Raw genomic sequence first — 16,677 nt, forward strand, 5'->3', positions numbered from 1 at the left:
GGAAATCCACATCGCACATATTGATCGGCTGCACACATGGTCGATCAATCAGCGGCATCAATCTTTGTGAGGCCGGATTGGCACATGATGGCCTCGAGCCGTTGCTGGACGGCGTAAAGCTGTTGAATCTCGGCTATCCCGGTATACTGCCTGGCATCTCTTTTCAGGGCATGCCAGGATATGGTTTTTGGGATTGCCGAAGCAGCTGACAGCGACTTGCCAGCCGCATGATACCGGTCAGGAAAAAACTCGATATGCAGGGTCGGCGCATCCGAGATGCCGAAGATGACCGAAGCGTGCAAATCGCTGGCCTGATCATGTGCCGCCATCAAGTCACGCACCTTGCGCGCATCGAATGCCAGCAGCGCCTGGTCAGTCAGCATCGACCACAATTGGTCCAGACTGTCCGGATCTAATCGACCGGCATAAACGCCCGCCTGCTTCAAGAAATCCGGATAAAACACCCGTATGGCGCCATCCTGATAAAGCGTCAGGGAGGGATTCGCCTGATCGTTTCTTGCGCCCCCAAGGATCTGGGTGTAGCGCAACAGGATAGTATCCTCGTCAGGCCAGACCACCTTGCCTGCCGCAGGCGTCCCCGAGTCAGACTGCATCGGACCGGCATCAGCGGCGAGAACCGACATGGGAAGCGGGTATAGCATCATTGCCAGCCATAACATCAAATGGGCGAACAAGCTTCCGGTAAGCATTTTCATCAGCAAACCACTCCCTAAAAATTGACTCGTTCAGGAGGACGAACGATTGATCATACCGACATGAAAGACAGGTTGCCCTTTACGTCTTTCTTCCAGATAGCGCTTCAATGGATCATGAATCACTCGGAAGGCCATTTCATCCCAGGGAATTTCGTGTTCTTCGAACAGCTTTACTTCCAGGCTTTCGATCCCCGGCGAGAAATCGAGATCCAATAATTTTGCCTGAAATAAAAGATAGACCTGGCTGATATGCGGCAAATTATAGACGGCATAGAGCTCGCGAATCTCGACCCGGGCATTGGCCTCCTCCAGCGTCTCCCTTGCCGCACCTTGCGCCAACGTCTCGTTGTTCTCCATGAAGCCTGCGGGCAACGTCCATTTGCCTTCCCGCGGAGCGATCGCGCGCCGGCATAATAAGATTCTGCCCTCCCACTCCGGGATGCATCCCACCACCATCTTGGGATTCTGGTAGTGTATCGTATGACAAACAGGGCAAATAAACCGTGGCAAGGTATCACCTGCCGGTATGCGCAATTCAACCTCACTGCCGCATTGGCTACAAAATTTCATCTCCGTTTCCACAATACATGCCGATATACATTAGCTGCAATCACACCAGCAAAGCCGAACAACAGCACAAGACCGGATTGCCCGTTCCCCGCGATCCTCGATCGACCTTTGATCCATCCACCAGCCTAAAACCCTGGTCAACGCGTCACTTTAAATCTACGCTCTGCCAACAGCTTCCCTGATTGATCAAATGCCGCCACCCGCCACGCGCCTATTCTGGATTTATCAAGCATCTTACTGGAATACGTCCGCCAATCACTCGCACCCGTATCGAGTATAACCCTAGCTATACGTTTTTCCTGATAAAACCAGTCTACCGTCACTCTCTCATTTTCAAGTCCAGACAAATGCAAGTAGAAATAAATCGGCTGGCTTATGGTCGCCGCCAAAGACACGTGATCAATACTGTCAACCGGTTCACGCTGCCGGACGCCTGATGTCAGCTGTGCCCGCAGCACGCCGGGATGATCATTCGCCTCCGGTTTGACAACGGCCACATCACTGCCCACCTCGTTATCGGGAACGGCCGGCTTGATTCCTGGCGTGGGCATCTGGCCGGCATTCGCCACAGCAGCCCAACGGCTTGCTGGCGTATCTGCTGCCACCTGATTGGAAGCCGACTTTTCAGGACCTTGCGCATGGCCTTCCTGCATAGTGCCAGACGATTCCGCCGGCAACTTCTCCGCTGCTGGAGAGGGTGCGGATGCCGCAAACTCGCTCACTGAAGGCGTCGGGGCCTGCGGCAAAGCCGTGCTGTCATTGGACACCCCCTGGCGGCTGCCATCCTCATCAGCCAGCCATGTAGAAATTAGCCAACCCATTGCCGACAGGACCGTCAGCAAGGACAGGGCCGCTACCATTATTTTTCGCCAATCATAATCCGTAGCGATTGATTGGTGGGAAAGAGAATCTGCTCCCTGTTCAGCCTCGGATCGCCCGGGTATGGATTGATCAAGCCGAATTCGGATTTTAAGCCGTGTATTATGGGTCATGCTTGCTGATGAACTGACTATATACTGAGATTGCTATCGAGAAAAGACCGGAGGCTGGCACGCGCCGGCATTCAGCCCACCTGGTTGCTGCCACATATCATTCACCAATTATCCTGATCAGCGTGTGCCGACTGCTTGCAAAAGTTCCAGCGCCACTCAAACACCATTGTTTGGATACCACATCCTTCCAGACGGAACGCTCCATGAACGACTAGACTCGCAATTTTGCACGAGGATTGAATGCGAGTTTTCGCTCCATTTCACGGTAAATTGTGCGCGCTTGCTCGCTATCGGCCGGGGGCAATGCAATCTGTAGCACGATATACAAATCTCCCGGCGGGGTGCTCGGGATGCCACGTTGCCGGAGTCGCAGCTTTTGCCCCGACTGGGAGCCAGCCGGAATTTTAAGATCGACCACGCCTGCCGGCGTCGGCGCCTTGACTGTTGCGCCCAATGCAGCCTCCCACGGGGCAATGGGAAAATCCAGGAAAATATCCTTCCCGTCGATTTTATATAGCGGATGGGGCTTGAACATCACTTCAAGATAGAGATCTCCAGCTTGCCCTTTTCCCACCCCAGGACTGCCTTGACCCGCTAGGCGAATATGCTGACCCTGACGAATGCCTTTCGGGATGCGCACATTCAGCTTGCGCTCCTTGGTCTGCGGCCGCCCATCGAGCCCAAGCTGGGTATGCTGCAAGGTCAGGCTGCGCACCACGCCGCGAAAGGTATCTTCGAGATCTATCAATATCTTAGCGTGCGAATCCTCGCCAGGCACGCCAGATCCGGCATGCTGCCGGGCACGTCCACCGCGACCGAATAACGCTTCAAAGAAACTACTGAATTGGGAAGCATCTGCCTGCTTAAAATCACCGCCATGAAATTCAAAGCCCTGATCCCATCCCGGTGGCGCTTGAAATTCCTGGCCACTTTTCCAGCGCGCGCCTAATTGGTCATAGGCAGCTCGTTTTTCCGGATCTTTGAGCACCTCGTAGGCCTCGCCTATTTCTTTGAAACGTGCTTCAGCGCCAGGTTCCTTACTGACATCGGGATGATATTTGCGCGCCAATTTGCGATAGGCTCGCTTGATATCATCCTGCGTGGCATCGCGTGCGATACCCATAATTTGGTAATAATCCTTAAATTCCATTTCGTGCTATACCCAGCTTAAGCCCTTTACCTGAAACCTATCAAACACCCAGTTACACAATTATCCCGGATTCCTCGGCCAACTGCCACTTGCCATCACCCATGCGCGTTATAAAACGAGATGAACAACTGGCCCACTCTACTCAACCAGAAATCCCGGACCGGTTTGGTTCATTGCGTGATTGCGCCAATACATTCGATCCGGTCACGCCCCGCTTTCTTTGCTTCGTACAATGCCGCATCCACACGCGCAATCAGGTCACTCGGGGTGACATCTTCAGGTTGGCATTGCGCAATGCCAATGCTGAGCGTAATCTTGATCGGATGCTCCTTGAATGCAAGGCAAATTTTTCCAACCTGCGACCGGATTCTTTCTGCGGTTTTTACTGCCGCATCCGCATGGGTTTCAGTCAAAACGACCACGAATTCATCGCCTCCGTAACGAGCAGCATGATCGATAGTCCGAATCGACTTCAGCAACACTGTCGCCACGGCAATCAGGATCTTATCGCCCATGATATGCCCAAGATCATCATTGATGCGCTTAAAATGGTCAACATCTATCATCAGCAAGCAAAAAATGCGTTGGTTACGTTGATATCTGGCCAGCTGCTCGGTCAAAATGGCGTCAAGTTTGCTCCGGTTATACAAACCGGTCAGACTGTCCGTAACCGATAATTTCTGCAGGAGCTGGTTTTTTTGTTGCATGACCTGATTGGCCACCATAATTTCTGCATGCTTGCGGCGTAACGCATCCGTCATTTGATTGAACATGATGGTCAACTGGCCAACTTCATCCTTCTGCCGGACTTGCAGCCTGGTTTCAAAATTTCCCTCCACGATACCCTTAACCGCATCGATCAATCTCTTGAGCGGGGTGACGATAGTATGCCCCATGTACAATGCTACCGCCGTTATGATCACAATCAGAATGCCGACAAATTCCAGAAACCGATCACGCAGTTTCGTCCAGGCGGCATGTATATCGCCATAATCACGCTCCACCAATACTGCCACTGGAATTTTCTCGGACATATACAGCAACCCGATCGACCTGGAATAGGCAAGGCCATCATAAGTCATGGAATCCTTGGCCCGTATTTGCAATTCATCCAACTGCTGAGAATCCAGCGCTGCCTCATGATCAGCCCCCGGAATGCTGCTCAGCAACACTTTCCCCTCATAGTCCAGCAAAAAGATCTCGCCGCGCGAGAATTTCTTGGCGTCCAGCAATTGACTTCTGAGCGATCCCAAATCCAGCGTAACGGCAAACGCACCCACCAGCACATTATCATAAGACAGCACGGGAAAAATAATGCTTAGCGTGGCAGTGGCATAGCGCGCATTCCAATAAGGCGGAGCAGATACGGCTCCAGCCGTCAAGGATTTATGCGGCCAACGCACAGGAATGTCATAAGCTTCCAGCGTGGGGACGCTGCTTGCTACCATTTGCTGATTGTTGTCGTAAACCGCCAGTTCCAGGATCGTTTCAAGTTTTCCTTGTACTGAACGCAAATAGCCCGCCAAGTTGGATTTGACCTGTCCGGCCGACTCGCCGTCAGCAAACTGATTTAATGTGGACAACCCCTCTATCACGGGATTGGAAGTCGATAACGCTCGCACAGCGAGCGTATTTTCATTCAACCATGCATCCAGATGCCGGTTGACGTTGTCCGTCAGCGCACGCAATTCACGCGTCACACTATCGTTCATGAGTGCTTCGTTCTGCCAAAATGATAACAAACCCAGCCCCCCAGAAGGCAGCAGGGTTGCAATCACAGCAAAAACAACAATCTTGCTTTTAATACTCTTCAATACGGGACTGTTCCATGTTGAACAAAACTGTTTTAACGATGAACGACTTTTACGCTATATGCTGCTCCAGAAAATCAGATTGATTCCTTGCAAAATATGACGGCAATGCGATAAGAAAAAAAATCACTCCAGCCGCACTCTTGGGTCAACCAGGGTATAGGAAATATCAGTCATCACCAAACCGACAATATAAAGCAGCGAACCCAGAAATACCATTGCGCGCACGACAGCAAAATCCTGCGAATGAATCGCATCAATGGTATAACTGCCCAACCCCGGTATACCAAAAAATGATTCTATGATCAGGCCACCGAGAAACAGCAATGGAATCACCACGACCACCCCGGTCAGTATGGGAATCATGGCATTCTTGAGCACATGCCTGAACAAGACAAGACTTTCCGGCAAACCTTTTGCCCGGGCGGTGCGCACATATTCCTTATCCATTTCCTCCAGAAAAATTGTGCGATACCAGCGTGTATTGGCGCCAGCACTGCTGATCACACCCACGATGATTGGCAAAACAAGAAAGCGGCCAGCATCCAGCCCGCTGCCATAACCGGATACCGGCACCAGATGCCACAACTTACTAATCAGGAATTGGCCGCCAATAATATAAAACAGGCTGGAAATTGACATCATCGCCACACATATCACCACTCCCCAGAAATCGACATAAGTTGCCCGGAAAAATACCATCACCAGCGCAAAAGTAATATAGGTCAACAATCCGAGAAAGAACACCGGCAACGCAATCGCCAGGCTGGGCCACATCCTGGCTTTAACTTCATGCGCGATATCACGCCCGTCGTCTGCCCGCCCGAAATCGAAAGCGAACATGGCAAGCGATTTTTCGAAGAAAATTGTATCGGTCAATTTCTGGCCGCCTTGTGCAACGGGGTTGTATAACAGCGGCTTGTCATAACCGCGATCCTGCTTCCATTTCAGGATCGCCTCATCTGTGACATGTTTTGTGCCCAAGTGCATGCGCGCCATATCGTCAGGTGTGTTCACCACGAAGAAAAGCGCAAAAGTGATGAGATTGACGCCAATCAAGATAGGAACGGCATAAAGGATGCGGCGAATGATGTAATTTAGCATAACAACTCGATTAAATTAGGCCACTCGCCTGGGGAGACTCTGCCTCAGTTCGCGACGTCGATAGGCAAACCACGCTGGCGCCAGAAAAACACCAAGCACCGCAAAACCCGCACCGATCGGCCACAATACTGGCTCGTTCCATTCACGTCGCTTCTGCTCGCGCAAAACCGGGTCAATCCGCCAATATTTGATGTTGTTATAACCCAACCTGTTGGGCTTCACATTCTCATACCAGGCATGATACAGAGCAAAATCGAGCGGATGAAACCCCCATAACCAAGGTGCATCCTCACGCAAAATTGTCACCATGCGCTCGATAATGCGCACACGCTGCGGGCCCGGCTCCATGTTCTTCATTTGTTCGAACAGTTGGTTGTATTCAACATTATCGTAGTTGGCTGCATTTTCGCCATTATTTCCCACTTTACGTTGTGGCCCGTAGAGCAGAAACAGGAAATTTTCCGGATCGGGATAATCGGCATTCCAGCCCCACTCAAAAATTTGAGCATTTCCCTTGCGTATTTTGTCCTGAAATCGATTGTAATCCGTGCTGCGGACGACCAATTGAATATTGAGTCTCCTGAATTGTTTGCGCATCCAGTCCAGAATGGATTTATCGTCTGCGCTGCGTGCCGTCACATCAAAATACAACACCAATGGTTTACCCGTTTTGCGATCGATCCCCCCGGGATAACCCGCTTCGGCCAGCAACGCCCGCGCCAATTTGATGGATTTGCGCTGCGGCCTTTCTTCGCGCCACTCATAAACGATCGGATTCATGCCTGCCCGGCCCTCACGATAACCCTCTATCCCTGGAGGGATGGGTCCTTGGGCAGGAATCCCGCGACCATTGGCAAATATCGAGATATATTCCTCATAGTCAACCGCGATCGAGATGGCTTGACGTAATTTGCGGGCAGACGCCTGCTCTTGCTGGGTACGCCCACCCACAACTGGATCGAGCATATTAAAACCCATATAGTAAGTTGACGGCGCCACAGCCGTTTCCAGGCGTATTCCCTGAGCTGCCATGTCATCAGTGACAATTGCCTCGCCCTGGCCCGTTATCTGCACCGCCTGATCGAAGCTGTCCGAACCGATACCCGATGCATCATAGTATCCCTGTAAGAATTTATTCCAGCGCGGAATGCTCTCCCTTTCGCGACTGAACACGACTTTATCAATCAGCGGCAGCGGACGCCCTGCATCGCGCAGCAATCCTCTCTCTTCGTCCTCCGGCATACCTTCATCAGGATAAAATTCACCGGCAAAGTTTGGATTACGCTCCAGCACCATGATCCGGTTGGGATCATTTTGTGTCAGCATATAGGGCCCTGTGCCGACTGGATACCAATCGAGTGTCAGGTTCTTTTCGGCCAGTCCCTGCTGTGAGAAAAAACGATCGGCCTCCCACGGCACAGGCGCAAAAAAAGGCATTGCAAGCCAATACATGAATTGAGGATACTTGCCTTTGATGTGGATGCGATAGGTGTAATCATCCACCAGCTCCACGCCGCTCAGGGAAAATTCGCGCAAATCCAGAAAATCGTCTGCCGGCATCTCCTTGTCCATGCTTCTTAAGGTATCCGCCAGCTCGCGCAGCCCAACCAAGTAATCGGCCATCAGGCCAAAAATGGGTGAATGCAGTCTGGGATGTGCCAACCGTTTGATTTGGTAAATATAATCTGCCGCAACCAGCTCCCGGGTTCCGTGATGCTCGAAATCGCTCAGCTTGTATAGTGCGCGCGTATCCTGCACGGTGAGCGCATGATAAAGCAGGTTTTCTTGCATATCCCTGGCAAAAGCCGGGTGTGGCTGATAGAGAATGCCCGGCTTGATGGAAATTTCGTAAACTGAATAATGGATCTCCGCACTGGCTGCATTGGCAGGCAGTTGTTCGTCATTCGCATTGTAATAACGAACAAACGGCATGCTGAGCGCCGTTTGCGGGATCAGCGTGAAAGGTCGTTTTAGATAGTGATACTGCAGTGGTGGCTGGTAAATCTGGGCCGTAAATGTGATTTCGTTGGAACTATAGGATTGCACCGGATCCAAGTGTTTAGGACGTTCGGCAAAGGCATTGTAAAGAATATTCTTACCGGAATCTGCCTCGGGGTAAGGGTTGTTCCAAACATCGGCGCAGGCCGTCAGCAGAATGACCAGAAAAAAAAGGCCATACCGGCACCCCTTGCCAACACTCATGGAAAAGCAGGAGAATAGCAAGAGCATGGAAAAACGATACGCGTAATCTGACTGCAATCGAAATCTTCCCTTTCACAAACTGGTTGAATCCCAAAATAACCTCAACAATATACAAAGATTCGAAGTCACGCCACAACTGTGAGAAAATAATCGCTTGAGCAGCCTGCTTCATAGTCTGAATCACTTGCAGCTCGCCTAGGAAACTTTAACTTATATAGCAGATCAAGAGTTATGATACCTCGACATATTCCTGAACCCAATCCCAATCTATACACCGAAGAGGAGGTTAGCAAACTGGTTCACGATTTTTATGCCAAAGCAAGAAAAGACCCTTCTCTCGGACCGATTTTCGAAGCGCATGTCATCGATTGGGACGCACATTTCGTACAAATGACTAATTTCTGGTCGGCACAACTACGAGGTACCAGTCGTTTTCGTGGCGCACCAATGCCCAAACATATTGCACTGCCCGAGCTCAACGCCACACTGTTCCAACGCTGGCTGCAACTCTTCCGGGAAACGACGCTCGAGCTAGGTAATCCGATGCTCAAACAGCATGCCGATGCGGTTGCGGCATTCATCGCCGAACGATTATGGATGGGTTATCAAATGAGCCACTTTCCCCAGCAGCAACCCGTTGCACTCAACGCCGACAACGCTTGAAAAAAGACGGATTTTGGCCTGTTATTGAACGGCGGTCCCATAGCAAAACCAGCGCTTCGTTCTCGCAGGATATGTTACGACCCTATCTACACTCTTTCCATTAACATGCGCATTACCCGGCGAGCCTTGATACAGGCAAGCCAGCCTGTCGCTCTGACAATCGGCAATTTTGATGGTGTGCACTTAGGCCACCAAGCAATGCTTACCCGTGTGAAGCAAGCGGCCAAGCGCTTAGGTATCGCTTCGTGCGTCATGACTTTCGAACCGCACCCGCGCGAGTTTTTTGCGCCTGATCGCGCGCCCACGCGCTTGACGAATCTGCGCGAGAAACTCGAATACCTGGCTGAGCTGGAATTGGACCAAGTGCAAATCTTCCGTTTTGACAGCCAATTCGCAAACATCAGCGCGGAAATGTTTATTACGCATACGCTAAAACGGGTACTCAATGTTCGCTGGTTATTGATCGGTGATGACTTCCGGTTCGGTGCCAGACGTGCTGGCGATCTTGCCCTGCTACGGCAATTCGCATCGCGACCGGATGGCATCGAACTTGAAGTCATGCCAAGCTTTGTGATTGACGGGCTGAGAGTTTCCAGCACCGCAATCCGCGATGCGCTTGCCTGTGGCAATCTGGATCTCGCCAAATGTTTGCTGGGGCGCCCATATAGCATCAGCGGACGCGTCGTGAACGGCAACAAACTAGGAAAAAAAATTGGTTTTCCGACCGCCAACATTCAGTTGAAGCACAACCGTCCTCCCTTGAGTGGCATATTTGTGGTAGAAATCACTAGGCAGAAGAATACATTTCATGCAGAACGCATCAAAGGTGTGGCCAGCCTGGGCATTCGCCCGACTATCCTCGATCATGGCAAACCAGTACTGGAAGTGCATTTATTTGATTTTGACCAGGATATTTATGGCCAACACTTGCACATTGATTTTCTGCATAAACTCAGAGATGAAGAAAGATACCCCGATCTGGAAACGCTTGCCAAACAGATCGAACTGGATGTCGCTCATGCAAAAGCCTATTTTGCCCGCGTGGGCACGATACCACATGAAACTGCTAGACTAAATTCACAACATGACTACCGACTACAAAAAAACCCTGAACTTGCCTGATACCCCTTTTCCAATGCGCGGTAATCTGGCTAAACGGGAGCCTGTCATGCTCGAAGCCTGGCAGGAAAAAAAACTCTATCAGAAAATCCGTGCAGCCAGTCAAGGCCGCCCCAAATTCATCCTGCATGACGGCCCGCCTTATGCCAACGGCGACATCCACATTGGGCACGCTGTCAACAAGATCCTCAAGGATATCATCATCAAAAGCAAAACCTTGGCCGGCTTCGATGCACCTTACATCCCCGGCTGGGATTGCCATGGATTGCCAATTGAGCACCAGATAGAAAAAAAACATGGCAAGCATTTGCCGGCTGAACAGATACGGCAGCTTTGCCGGGAATTCGCACGCGCACAAGTCGAGCGTCAGAAAGCCGATTTCATTCGACTCGGCGTACTTGCTGATTGGGAACATCCCTATCTCACCATGAACCCCGCAACGGAAGCAGGGATTATTCGTGCGCTCGGCAAGATCCATCGCAACGGTCATCTCTACCAGGGCCAGAAGCCGGTCAACTGGTGTATTGACTGTGGCTCCGCTCTAGCCGAAGCCGAAGTAGAGTATGAGAATAAATCATCGCCCGCGATCGACGCTGGTTTCGAAATCGCCGGTGACAGGCAGGACACTCACCCACTCGCAGCCATTCTGGCTGCACCGTTACCACCCGATGCGAGAGTCTATGCCGTTATTTGGACAACCACCCCCTGGACACTGCCTGCCAATCAGGCAGTCTGCGTACATCCAGAATTCGAATACAGCCTGGTCAGAACACAACGCGGTTGGCTGATTCTAGCTTCAGACTTGGTACAAACCTGCCTCACTCGTTACCAGCTCGTAGGGGAAGTCGTTGCTACTTGCAAAGGACAAGCACTGGAGAATATGGCCTTGCATCATCCCTTTGCGGGGCGCACCGTCAAAATAATCTGTGGCCGGCATGTCACACTGGAAGCCGGCACAGGTCTTGTGCATACTGCGCCCGCACATGGACTGGACGATTATTTCATCGGACAGCAATACGATTTGCCCAGCGACAGCCCCGTTGGTGGTGACGGTAAATTTACCGCCGACACGCCCCTGGTAGGCGGATTATTTGTCTGGAAAGCCAACGATGTTGTTATTGATGCCCTCAAACAAAGCAGCCATTTACTCCACGTGGAGAAGATTGAGCATAGCTATCCACATTGCTGGCGTCATAAAACTCCGATCATATTCCGCGCGACACCACAATGGTTCGTGGGCATGCAGCGTCAAAGCGAGACCAGTTCGACACAGACCAAGATTTCGCTACGCGAACTCGCTCTGCAAGCAGTCGAGTCCACTCGTTTTTACCCAGCATGGGGCAGAGCCCGGCTTGAAGCAATGATCAAGAATCGGCCCGACTGGTGTGTTTCGCGTCAGCGCAATTGGGGCGTCCCTATGACTTTTTTTGTTCATCAGGATACGCACGCCCTGCATCCGCGCACCGATGAACTGCTGGAAGAAGTCGCCCACCTTGTTGAACAGGAAGGCATAGAAGCCTGGTTCAGACTCGATGCGGCCAGTCTGCTGGGCGAAGAAGCGCTGCAATATCGCAAGCTGACTGACACGCTCGATGTATGGTTCGATTCAGGCACGACCCATGAAACAGTATTGAAAAACGATTCCAAGTTAGCGCATCCAGCCGATCTTTATCTCGAAGGCTCCGATCAGCACCGTGGCTGGTTTCAGTCTTCTTTGCTGACTGGCTGCGCGATGGATGGCCATGCCCCTTTTCGAGCGCTGCTCACGCATGGTTTCGTGGTGGATGGCCACGGCTATAAAATGAGCAAGTCCAAGGGCAATGTCATCGCGCCACAAAAAATCGTCGATACGCTTGGAGCCGATATTCTGCGTCTTTGGGTCGCATCCACCGATTACTCCGGAGAACTGTTCATATCCGATGAAATTCTCAAGCGCACTGTCGAGACTTATCGACGCATTCGCAATACCCTGCGTTTTTTACTGGCCAATTTAGCTGATTTCAATCCATCCACCGATTCCCTACCCATTGAGGAATGGATGGAAATCGACCGCTACATGCTGGTTTTTACAGAAAGATTCCAGCAGGATCTTCTTAGGTTATATGAGAATTTTGAATTTCATCAGATAGTCGCGAAATTGCATAATTTTTGCTCAGAAGATCTGGGAGGATTCTACCTTGATATTCTCAAGGATCGGCTCTATACGACTGCCGCGACGGGCATCCCGCGACGGGCGGCACAAACTGCGCTCTATCATATCACCCACAGCCTGGTGCGATTGTTCGCGCCGATTCTAAGTTTTACCGCAGAAGAAGTATGGCAGCAGCTCAACAATTCGGAACAAGACAGCATACTCTTGCATACATGGCACACATTCCCGGAGCAAGGGTCAACCTTGGCCGATACACAAATACTTTTAAATCGCTGGCATCGCCTACGTGAATTACGGGTCCTTGTACAAAAGCAGCTGGAAGACGCGCGCGCGCGGGGAGAAATCGGATCGTCATTGGTGGCCACTGTCACCATGCATGCGGCGGGTGAAAATCACGCGCTGCTCGCATCTCTCGGAGACGATTTACGTTTTGTGCTGATTACTTCTGAGATTCATCTGCAGCAAGTTGCCAGCGCCACAGATGAAAGCATCACGGTGGCTGCGAGCCCACACTTAAAATGCGAACGTTGCTGGCACTATCGGCAGGACGTAGGATCCCATCCCGATCATCCCACATTATGCGGTCGATGCATCAATAATCTTACCGGATCTGGTGAATCACGGCGCTATGCTTGATTTGCTGATAAACAATACTTAACTAGCCGCCAAGGTGCTATGAAATTACACTTCAGCCTAGCCATTGCATCGATTGTTCTGTTAGTGGACTGGATTTCCAAACGATGGGTAGAATCCACTTTAGCGTACGGACAACACATTGCAGTAACAGATTTTTTTAACCTGGTCTTGGCCTATAACCCAGGTGCTGCCTTTAGTTTCTTGAGCGATGCTTCCGGCTGGCAACGCTGGTTCCTCAGTGCAATCGCTCTGGCTGCCTCGATATTGATCATTTATTTGCTCTACAAACATTCATATAACAAACTGTTTTGCATTGCATTAAGCCTTATTCTAGGCGGTGCACTCGGGAATCTCTGGGATCGCGTCACGCTGGGCTATGTTGTCGATTTTCTGGATTTCTATCTCGGCGACTATCACTGGCCAGCCTTCAACATCGCTGATTCTGCCATTGTTGTCGGTGCTTGCTTATTAATCCTCGACAGTATTAAGACCGATCGCCCCCCCTCAACTCAACCAGGATCAAGCAACAACAGCTAGGAGGCTGTCCGAGAATAGGCTGATCTACTGCGGACGAGCCTGACTGGCCGGATTTTACGATCCTTTTCGTTAAATAGAACGACTATTCGCCTCAAATGATCGAAAAATCCAACTCAATCAGCCTCGCCCTCGCTACGTCGCTATTCTCGGACAGCCTCCTAGTACCGCACCTTAACAACCCATTCTGGCACGATTCTTTGATCTCAACCTACGTTTCTCTTTCGGATCAATTGTAAGCGGCCGGTATATTTCAATACGATCATGCGGCTGTAGCACGGTATCTGCGCTCATGATCTTGCCAAAGATTCCGGCTTTGAATCCGGCACAACCAATTTCCGGATACAGCTGGTGAACACCGGACAGCTGAATTGCCTGCGCAAGTGAAGTCCCAATAGGCACCTCAAAACGCTTGAGAAACTGATCGTGGGGCAAGGCATAAGTTACTTCGACCATAATGCCTGTTGGTTGCTCAGATTGAGGAGCCATAGATTGCTTCCGCTCGCTCGACAAATGCTTCTACAAAATTGTTGGCAATCATATAAAAAACGGGTCCTACCAATTTTTCCAGCAATTTATGCGAGAAAGTATAATGCAGACGGAACTCTATCTTGCAGGCGTTCTCTGATAATGGAATGAAGCGCCAATGCCCATCTAAATGTTCGAAGGGACCCTCGAGCAATTCCATTTCGATCAATTCGGGCGGACAGCGGGTATTTTTAGTCGTAAAACTATGCTTGATGTGGTGATAATCTATATTGACAGTGGCATGCGCAGTTTCATCATCTTGTAATTCCATGGAGGCGCCTGAGCACCATGGCAGAAAATCTGGGTAGTTTTCAACGGTATCTACCAGATTAAACATCTGCGTTGCTGAGTAACCCACCAAAACCGATTTTTCTATTTCAGCCATACGATAAATTACCTTATTTCGGGCGAATCAAGACTAAAAACTGTTACACTAAACGAGAATTTCACAAAAGTCATATACCATTATCCTTGTTTTATTTCGATGAGTATTGCGCAAAATAAAAAAGCTTTTCACGATTATTTCATCGAGGAAAAATACGAAGCGGGCATTGTTCTGGAAGGATGGGAAGTCAAAGCAATCCGCGCGGGGCGCATTCAATTGAAAGAAGCATACATTATTATCCGCAACGGCGAATTATTCCTTATCGGTTGTCATATCAGCTCATTGCCAGCGGCATCCACGCATATCCATCCAGATCCCGTAAGAACACGCAAACTGTTATTGCACGCGGGACAGATTAGCCAGCTCATTGGAAAAGTTGAGCGGGCCGGGTACACGCTGGTTCCATTGGATATGCATTATAAAGCAGGTAGAATCAAACTGGAAATTGGGCTTGCCAAAGGCAAGAAACAATTTGATAAACGTGAGAGCGAAAAGCGCAAGGAATGGGAACGAGACAAACAACGCTTGATACGTAATCAGCATACTTGATTAACAGAAAACAATGCAAATAAGCTCATACAAATCCATAAAACCTGAACAATCCACTTCCCGGCCCAATAGCCAAACAGCGATCGCTGTTTGGCTATTGATCTGTTGCGCTCTGGTTTTCGCGATGGTAATCGTAGGCGGTGTGACGCGTCTGACTGGTTCAGGACTGTCCATAGTGGAGTGGCAACCCATTATCGGCACCATCCCCCCTTTTACGCAAGAAGATTGGGAAATTTTACTAGACAAATATCGTCAAATTCCACAATACGAGGAAGTCAACAAAGGTATGACCCTAGACGAGTTTAAAGGAATTTTCTGGTGGGAATATTTCCATCGCTTGCTGGGCCGCTTGATCGGGCTGGTTTATTTCATTCCTTTCGTTTATTTTGTTGCGCGTAAACGCGTTGATCGCAAGCTGGGACTGAAGCTTCTGGGTATTTTCATACTCGGTGGCCTGCAGGGATTCATGGGGTGGTATATGGTCATGAGCGGATTGGCTGATAATATTTATGTCAGCCAATATCGGTTGACCGCACATTTAGGATTGGCCTTCATTATCTATGCGGCCATGTTCTGGGTCGCCACGGGATTGCTTGCACCGAAGCAAGCACAAACACCAGATACAGCCGTCGCAGCATCCATACTCGGGCTGCGCCGTTTTTCATTCACGCTAACAGGCCTGATCTTTGTCATGGTGCTGTCCGGTGGACTGGTCGCAGGTATACACGCAGGTAAGGCGTATAACACCTTTCCCTTGATGGATGGCCATTTGATTCCACCAGCCATGTTCGTACTGGAGCCTTGGTATAGGAATTTTTTCGATAATATTACAACGGTTCAGTTTGACCATCGTCTAATTGCTTGGTTGTTGATATTCTTAGTTCCAATTTTCTGGTTCAAAGCCAGAAAGGTCTCACTATCAGGTACAGCCCGCTTCGCGTCACATCTGCTGGTGATCGCCTTAATGATTCAAGTGGGATTAGGCATAACAACCTTATTATTGTCGGTACCGTTGACATTCGCAGCAGCACATCAGGCAGGTGCAATGCTGTTATTCACTGCAGCACTCTGGGTTAATCGAAAATTGTCATGATCATGTATGCATCAATATTTTTATAAGATAGTACACTGAAACAGACAGCAATCTAAATTGCCCCTCGTTAGTAATATGGTGCATCATAAATGCACCCGGCACACGATGGTTGCTGCTAAAAAACGGCAGGGTACATTTCATGCACCACACCATAACTGAAAATAGTTCAGATGCATAAAATATGTTTACCATAAAACAGCTGGGAACCAATGCTCCATTATTAAAAGCCGAGTATATGGACCCCAGCTTCTGACCCTCTTGATAAAATAAGCGACATCTCGATTGAAATCAATTTGTCGAAATGAATCAAACGATTCATCAGCTTAGTTTGCACACCAATGAATTGATCTGTCCCTATCTCTACACAGCAAATTGCGTCAATTGACTGCTTGCAATAAAACAGTGCAGGAAAAATATTTCCTGCGCAACAATTCACGATACCCACTTATCGCAGCCATACCTATTGGTTTTTG

At 49.9% G+C, this 16,677-nt stretch carries 15 protein-coding genes; 6 read left to right on the forward strand and 9 right to left on the reverse strand.

The window, feature by feature from the left end; translation table 11 throughout:
- Positions 1-44: 44 nt before the first annotated feature.
- The 7 genes from ABTW62_RS05555 to ABTW62_RS05585 form a co-directional block, all read right to left on the reverse strand.
- Positions 45-716, reverse strand: coding sequence for a hypothetical protein (locus ABTW62_RS05555; RefSeq protein ID WP_430903593.1), 672 nt, complete (start codon positions 714-716; stop codon positions 45-47).
- A gap of 30 nt (positions 717-746) precedes the next feature.
- Positions 747-1,286, reverse strand: coding sequence for an NUDIX hydrolase (locus ABTW62_RS05560; protein ID WP_430903594.1), 540 nt, complete (start codon positions 1,284-1,286; stop codon positions 747-749).
- A 137-nt stretch (positions 1,287-1,423) separates the two neighbouring features.
- Positions 1,424-2,146 carry a DUF2914 domain-containing protein gene (locus tag ABTW62_RS05565; protein WP_430903595.1) on the reverse strand — a complete coding sequence of 241 codons (723 nt, stop codon included), beginning with the start codon at positions 2,144-2,146 and terminating at the stop codon, positions 1,424-1,426.
- A gap of 343 nt (positions 2,147-2,489) precedes the next feature.
- The gene (locus ABTW62_RS05570; RefSeq protein WP_430903596.1) at positions 2,490-3,428 is read right to left on the reverse strand and encodes a DnaJ C-terminal domain-containing protein; all 939 of its coding nucleotides are present in this window, start codon (positions 3,426-3,428) and stop codon (positions 2,490-2,492) included.
- Positions 3,429-3,598: 170 nt separating this feature from the next.
- Entirely contained in the window at positions 3,599-5,242 is a 1,644-nt protein-coding gene (locus ABTW62_RS05575) for a sensor domain-containing diguanylate cyclase (RefSeq protein ID WP_430903597.1), read from the reverse strand.
- Positions 5,243-5,365: 123 nt separating this feature from the next.
- Positions 5,366-6,343, reverse strand: a complete 978-nt coding sequence (locus ABTW62_RS05580) for an ABC transporter permease (protein WP_430903598.1) — start codon at positions 6,341-6,343, stop codon at positions 5,366-5,368.
- Positions 6,344-6,358: 15 nt separating this feature from the next.
- Entirely contained in the window at positions 6,359-8,545 is a 2,187-nt protein-coding gene (locus ABTW62_RS05585; protein WP_430903609.1) for an ABC transporter substrate-binding protein, read from the reverse strand.
- A 231-nt stretch (positions 8,546-8,776) separates the two neighbouring features.
- Here ABTW62_RS05585 and ABTW62_RS05590 point away from each other — a divergent pair, with 231 nt between their 5' ends.
- The 4 genes from ABTW62_RS05590 to lspA all read left to right on the forward strand — a co-directional run bounded on the left by ABTW62_RS05590 (position 8,777) and on the right by lspA (position 13,652).
- A complete protein-coding gene (locus tag ABTW62_RS05590; protein ID WP_430903599.1) occupies positions 8,777-9,208 on the forward strand; it encodes a group III truncated hemoglobin in 432 nt (143 codons plus the stop codon).
- Between the two features lie 105 nt (positions 9,209-9,313).
- Positions 9,314-10,330, forward strand: a complete 1,017-nt coding sequence (locus ABTW62_RS05595; protein WP_430903600.1) for a bifunctional riboflavin kinase/FAD synthetase — start codon at positions 9,314-9,316, stop codon at positions 10,328-10,330.
- Positions 10,293-13,115 carry an isoleucine--tRNA ligase gene (gene ileS / locus ABTW62_RS05600; RefSeq protein ID WP_430903601.1) on the forward strand — a complete coding sequence of 941 codons (2,823 nt, stop codon included), beginning with the start codon at positions 10,293-10,295 and terminating at the stop codon, positions 13,113-13,115. The genes ABTW62_RS05595 and ileS overlap by 38 nt, the downstream gene beginning before the upstream one ends.
- Positions 13,116-13,154: 39 nt before the next feature.
- The gene (gene lspA / locus ABTW62_RS05605) at positions 13,155-13,652 is read left to right on the forward strand and encodes a signal peptidase II (protein WP_430903603.1); all 498 of its coding nucleotides are present in this window, start codon (positions 13,155-13,157) and stop codon (positions 13,650-13,652) included.
- Positions 13,653-13,823: 171 nt separating this feature from the next.
- Here the strand turns inward: lspA and ABTW62_RS05610 are convergent, their stop codons facing one another.
- Positions 13,824-14,138 carry an RnfH family protein gene (locus ABTW62_RS05610; RefSeq protein WP_430903604.1) on the reverse strand — a complete coding sequence of 105 codons (315 nt, stop codon included), beginning with the start codon at positions 14,136-14,138 and terminating at the stop codon, positions 13,824-13,826.
- The gene (locus ABTW62_RS05615; RefSeq protein WP_430903605.1) at positions 14,122-14,562 is read right to left on the reverse strand and encodes a type II toxin-antitoxin system RatA family toxin; all 441 of its coding nucleotides are present in this window, start codon (positions 14,560-14,562) and stop codon (positions 14,122-14,124) included. The genes ABTW62_RS05610 and ABTW62_RS05615 overlap by 17 nt, the downstream gene beginning before the upstream one ends.
- A gap of 99 nt (positions 14,563-14,661) precedes the next feature.
- On the opposite strand from ABTW62_RS05615, the gene smpB reads away from it, so the two are divergent.
- Positions 14,662-15,111 carry an SsrA-binding protein SmpB gene (smpB, locus tag ABTW62_RS05620; RefSeq protein ID WP_430903606.1) on the forward strand — a complete coding sequence of 150 codons (450 nt, stop codon included), beginning with the start codon at positions 14,662-14,664 and terminating at the stop codon, positions 15,109-15,111.
- A 124-nt stretch (positions 15,112-15,235) separates the two neighbouring features.
- On the forward strand, positions 15,236-16,204 hold the full coding sequence (locus ABTW62_RS05625; RefSeq protein ID WP_430903607.1) for a COX15/CtaA family protein: 969 nt from the start codon (positions 15,236-15,238) through the stop codon (positions 16,202-16,204).
- Positions 16,205-16,677 lie beyond the last annotated feature (473 nt).

This window comes from Nitrosomonas sp. ANs5, assembly GCF_050584665.1.
In the GTDB taxonomy this organism is placed as follows: Bacteria; Pseudomonadota; Gammaproteobacteria; order Burkholderiales; family Nitrosomonadaceae; genus Nitrosomonas.

Excerpts from the sequence above, each read along its gene's own strand:
- ABTW62_RS05615 (WP_430903605.1), bottom strand. The coding sequence starts at position 14,562 with ATGGCTGAAATAGAAAAATCGGTTTTGGTGGGTTACTCAGCAACGCAG.
- ABTW62_RS05565 (WP_430903595.1), bottom strand. The coding sequence starts at position 2,146 with ATGGTAGCGGCCCTGTCCTTGCTGACGGTCCTGTCGGCAATGGGTTGG.
- ABTW62_RS05625 (WP_430903607.1), top strand. The coding sequence starts at position 15,236 with ATGGTAATCGTAGGCGGTGTGACGCGTCTGACTGGTTCAGGACTGTCC.
- ABTW62_RS05590 (WP_430903599.1), top strand. The coding sequence starts at position 8,777 with ATGATACCTCGACATATTCCTGAACCCAATCCCAATCTATACACCGAA.
- ABTW62_RS05560 (WP_430903594.1), bottom strand. The coding sequence starts at position 1,286 with ATGAAATTTTGTAGCCAATGCGGCAGTGAGGTTGAATTGCGCATACCG.
- smpB (WP_430903606.1), top strand. The coding sequence starts at position 14,662 with ATGAGTATTGCGCAAAATAAAAAAGCTTTTCACGATTATTTCATCGAG.
- lspA (WP_430903603.1), top strand. The coding sequence starts at position 13,155 with ATGAAATTACACTTCAGCCTAGCCATTGCATCGATTGTTCTGTTAGTG.
- ABTW62_RS05610 (WP_430903604.1), bottom strand. The coding sequence starts at position 14,138 with ATGGCTCCTCAATCTGAGCAACCAACAGGCATTATGGTCGAAGTAACT.
- ABTW62_RS05585 (WP_430903609.1), bottom strand. The coding sequence starts at position 8,545 with ATGAGTGTTGGCAAGGGGTGCCGGTATGGCCTTTTTTTTCTGGTCATT.
- ABTW62_RS05595 (WP_430903600.1), top strand. The coding sequence starts at position 9,314 with ATGCGCATTACCCGGCGAGCCTTGATACAGGCAAGCCAGCCTGTCGCT.
- ABTW62_RS05555 (WP_430903593.1), bottom strand. The coding sequence starts at position 716 with ATGAAAATGCTTACCGGAAGCTTGTTCGCCCATTTGATGTTATGGCTG.
- ABTW62_RS05580 (WP_430903598.1), bottom strand. The coding sequence starts at position 6,343 with ATGCTAAATTACATCATTCGCCGCATCCTTTATGCCGTTCCTATCTTG.
- ABTW62_RS05570 (WP_430903596.1), bottom strand. The coding sequence starts at position 3,428 with ATGGAATTTAAGGATTATTACCAAATTATGGGTATCGCACGCGATGCC.
- ileS (WP_430903601.1), top strand. The coding sequence starts at position 10,293 with ATGACTACCGACTACAAAAAAACCCTGAACTTGCCTGATACCCCTTTT.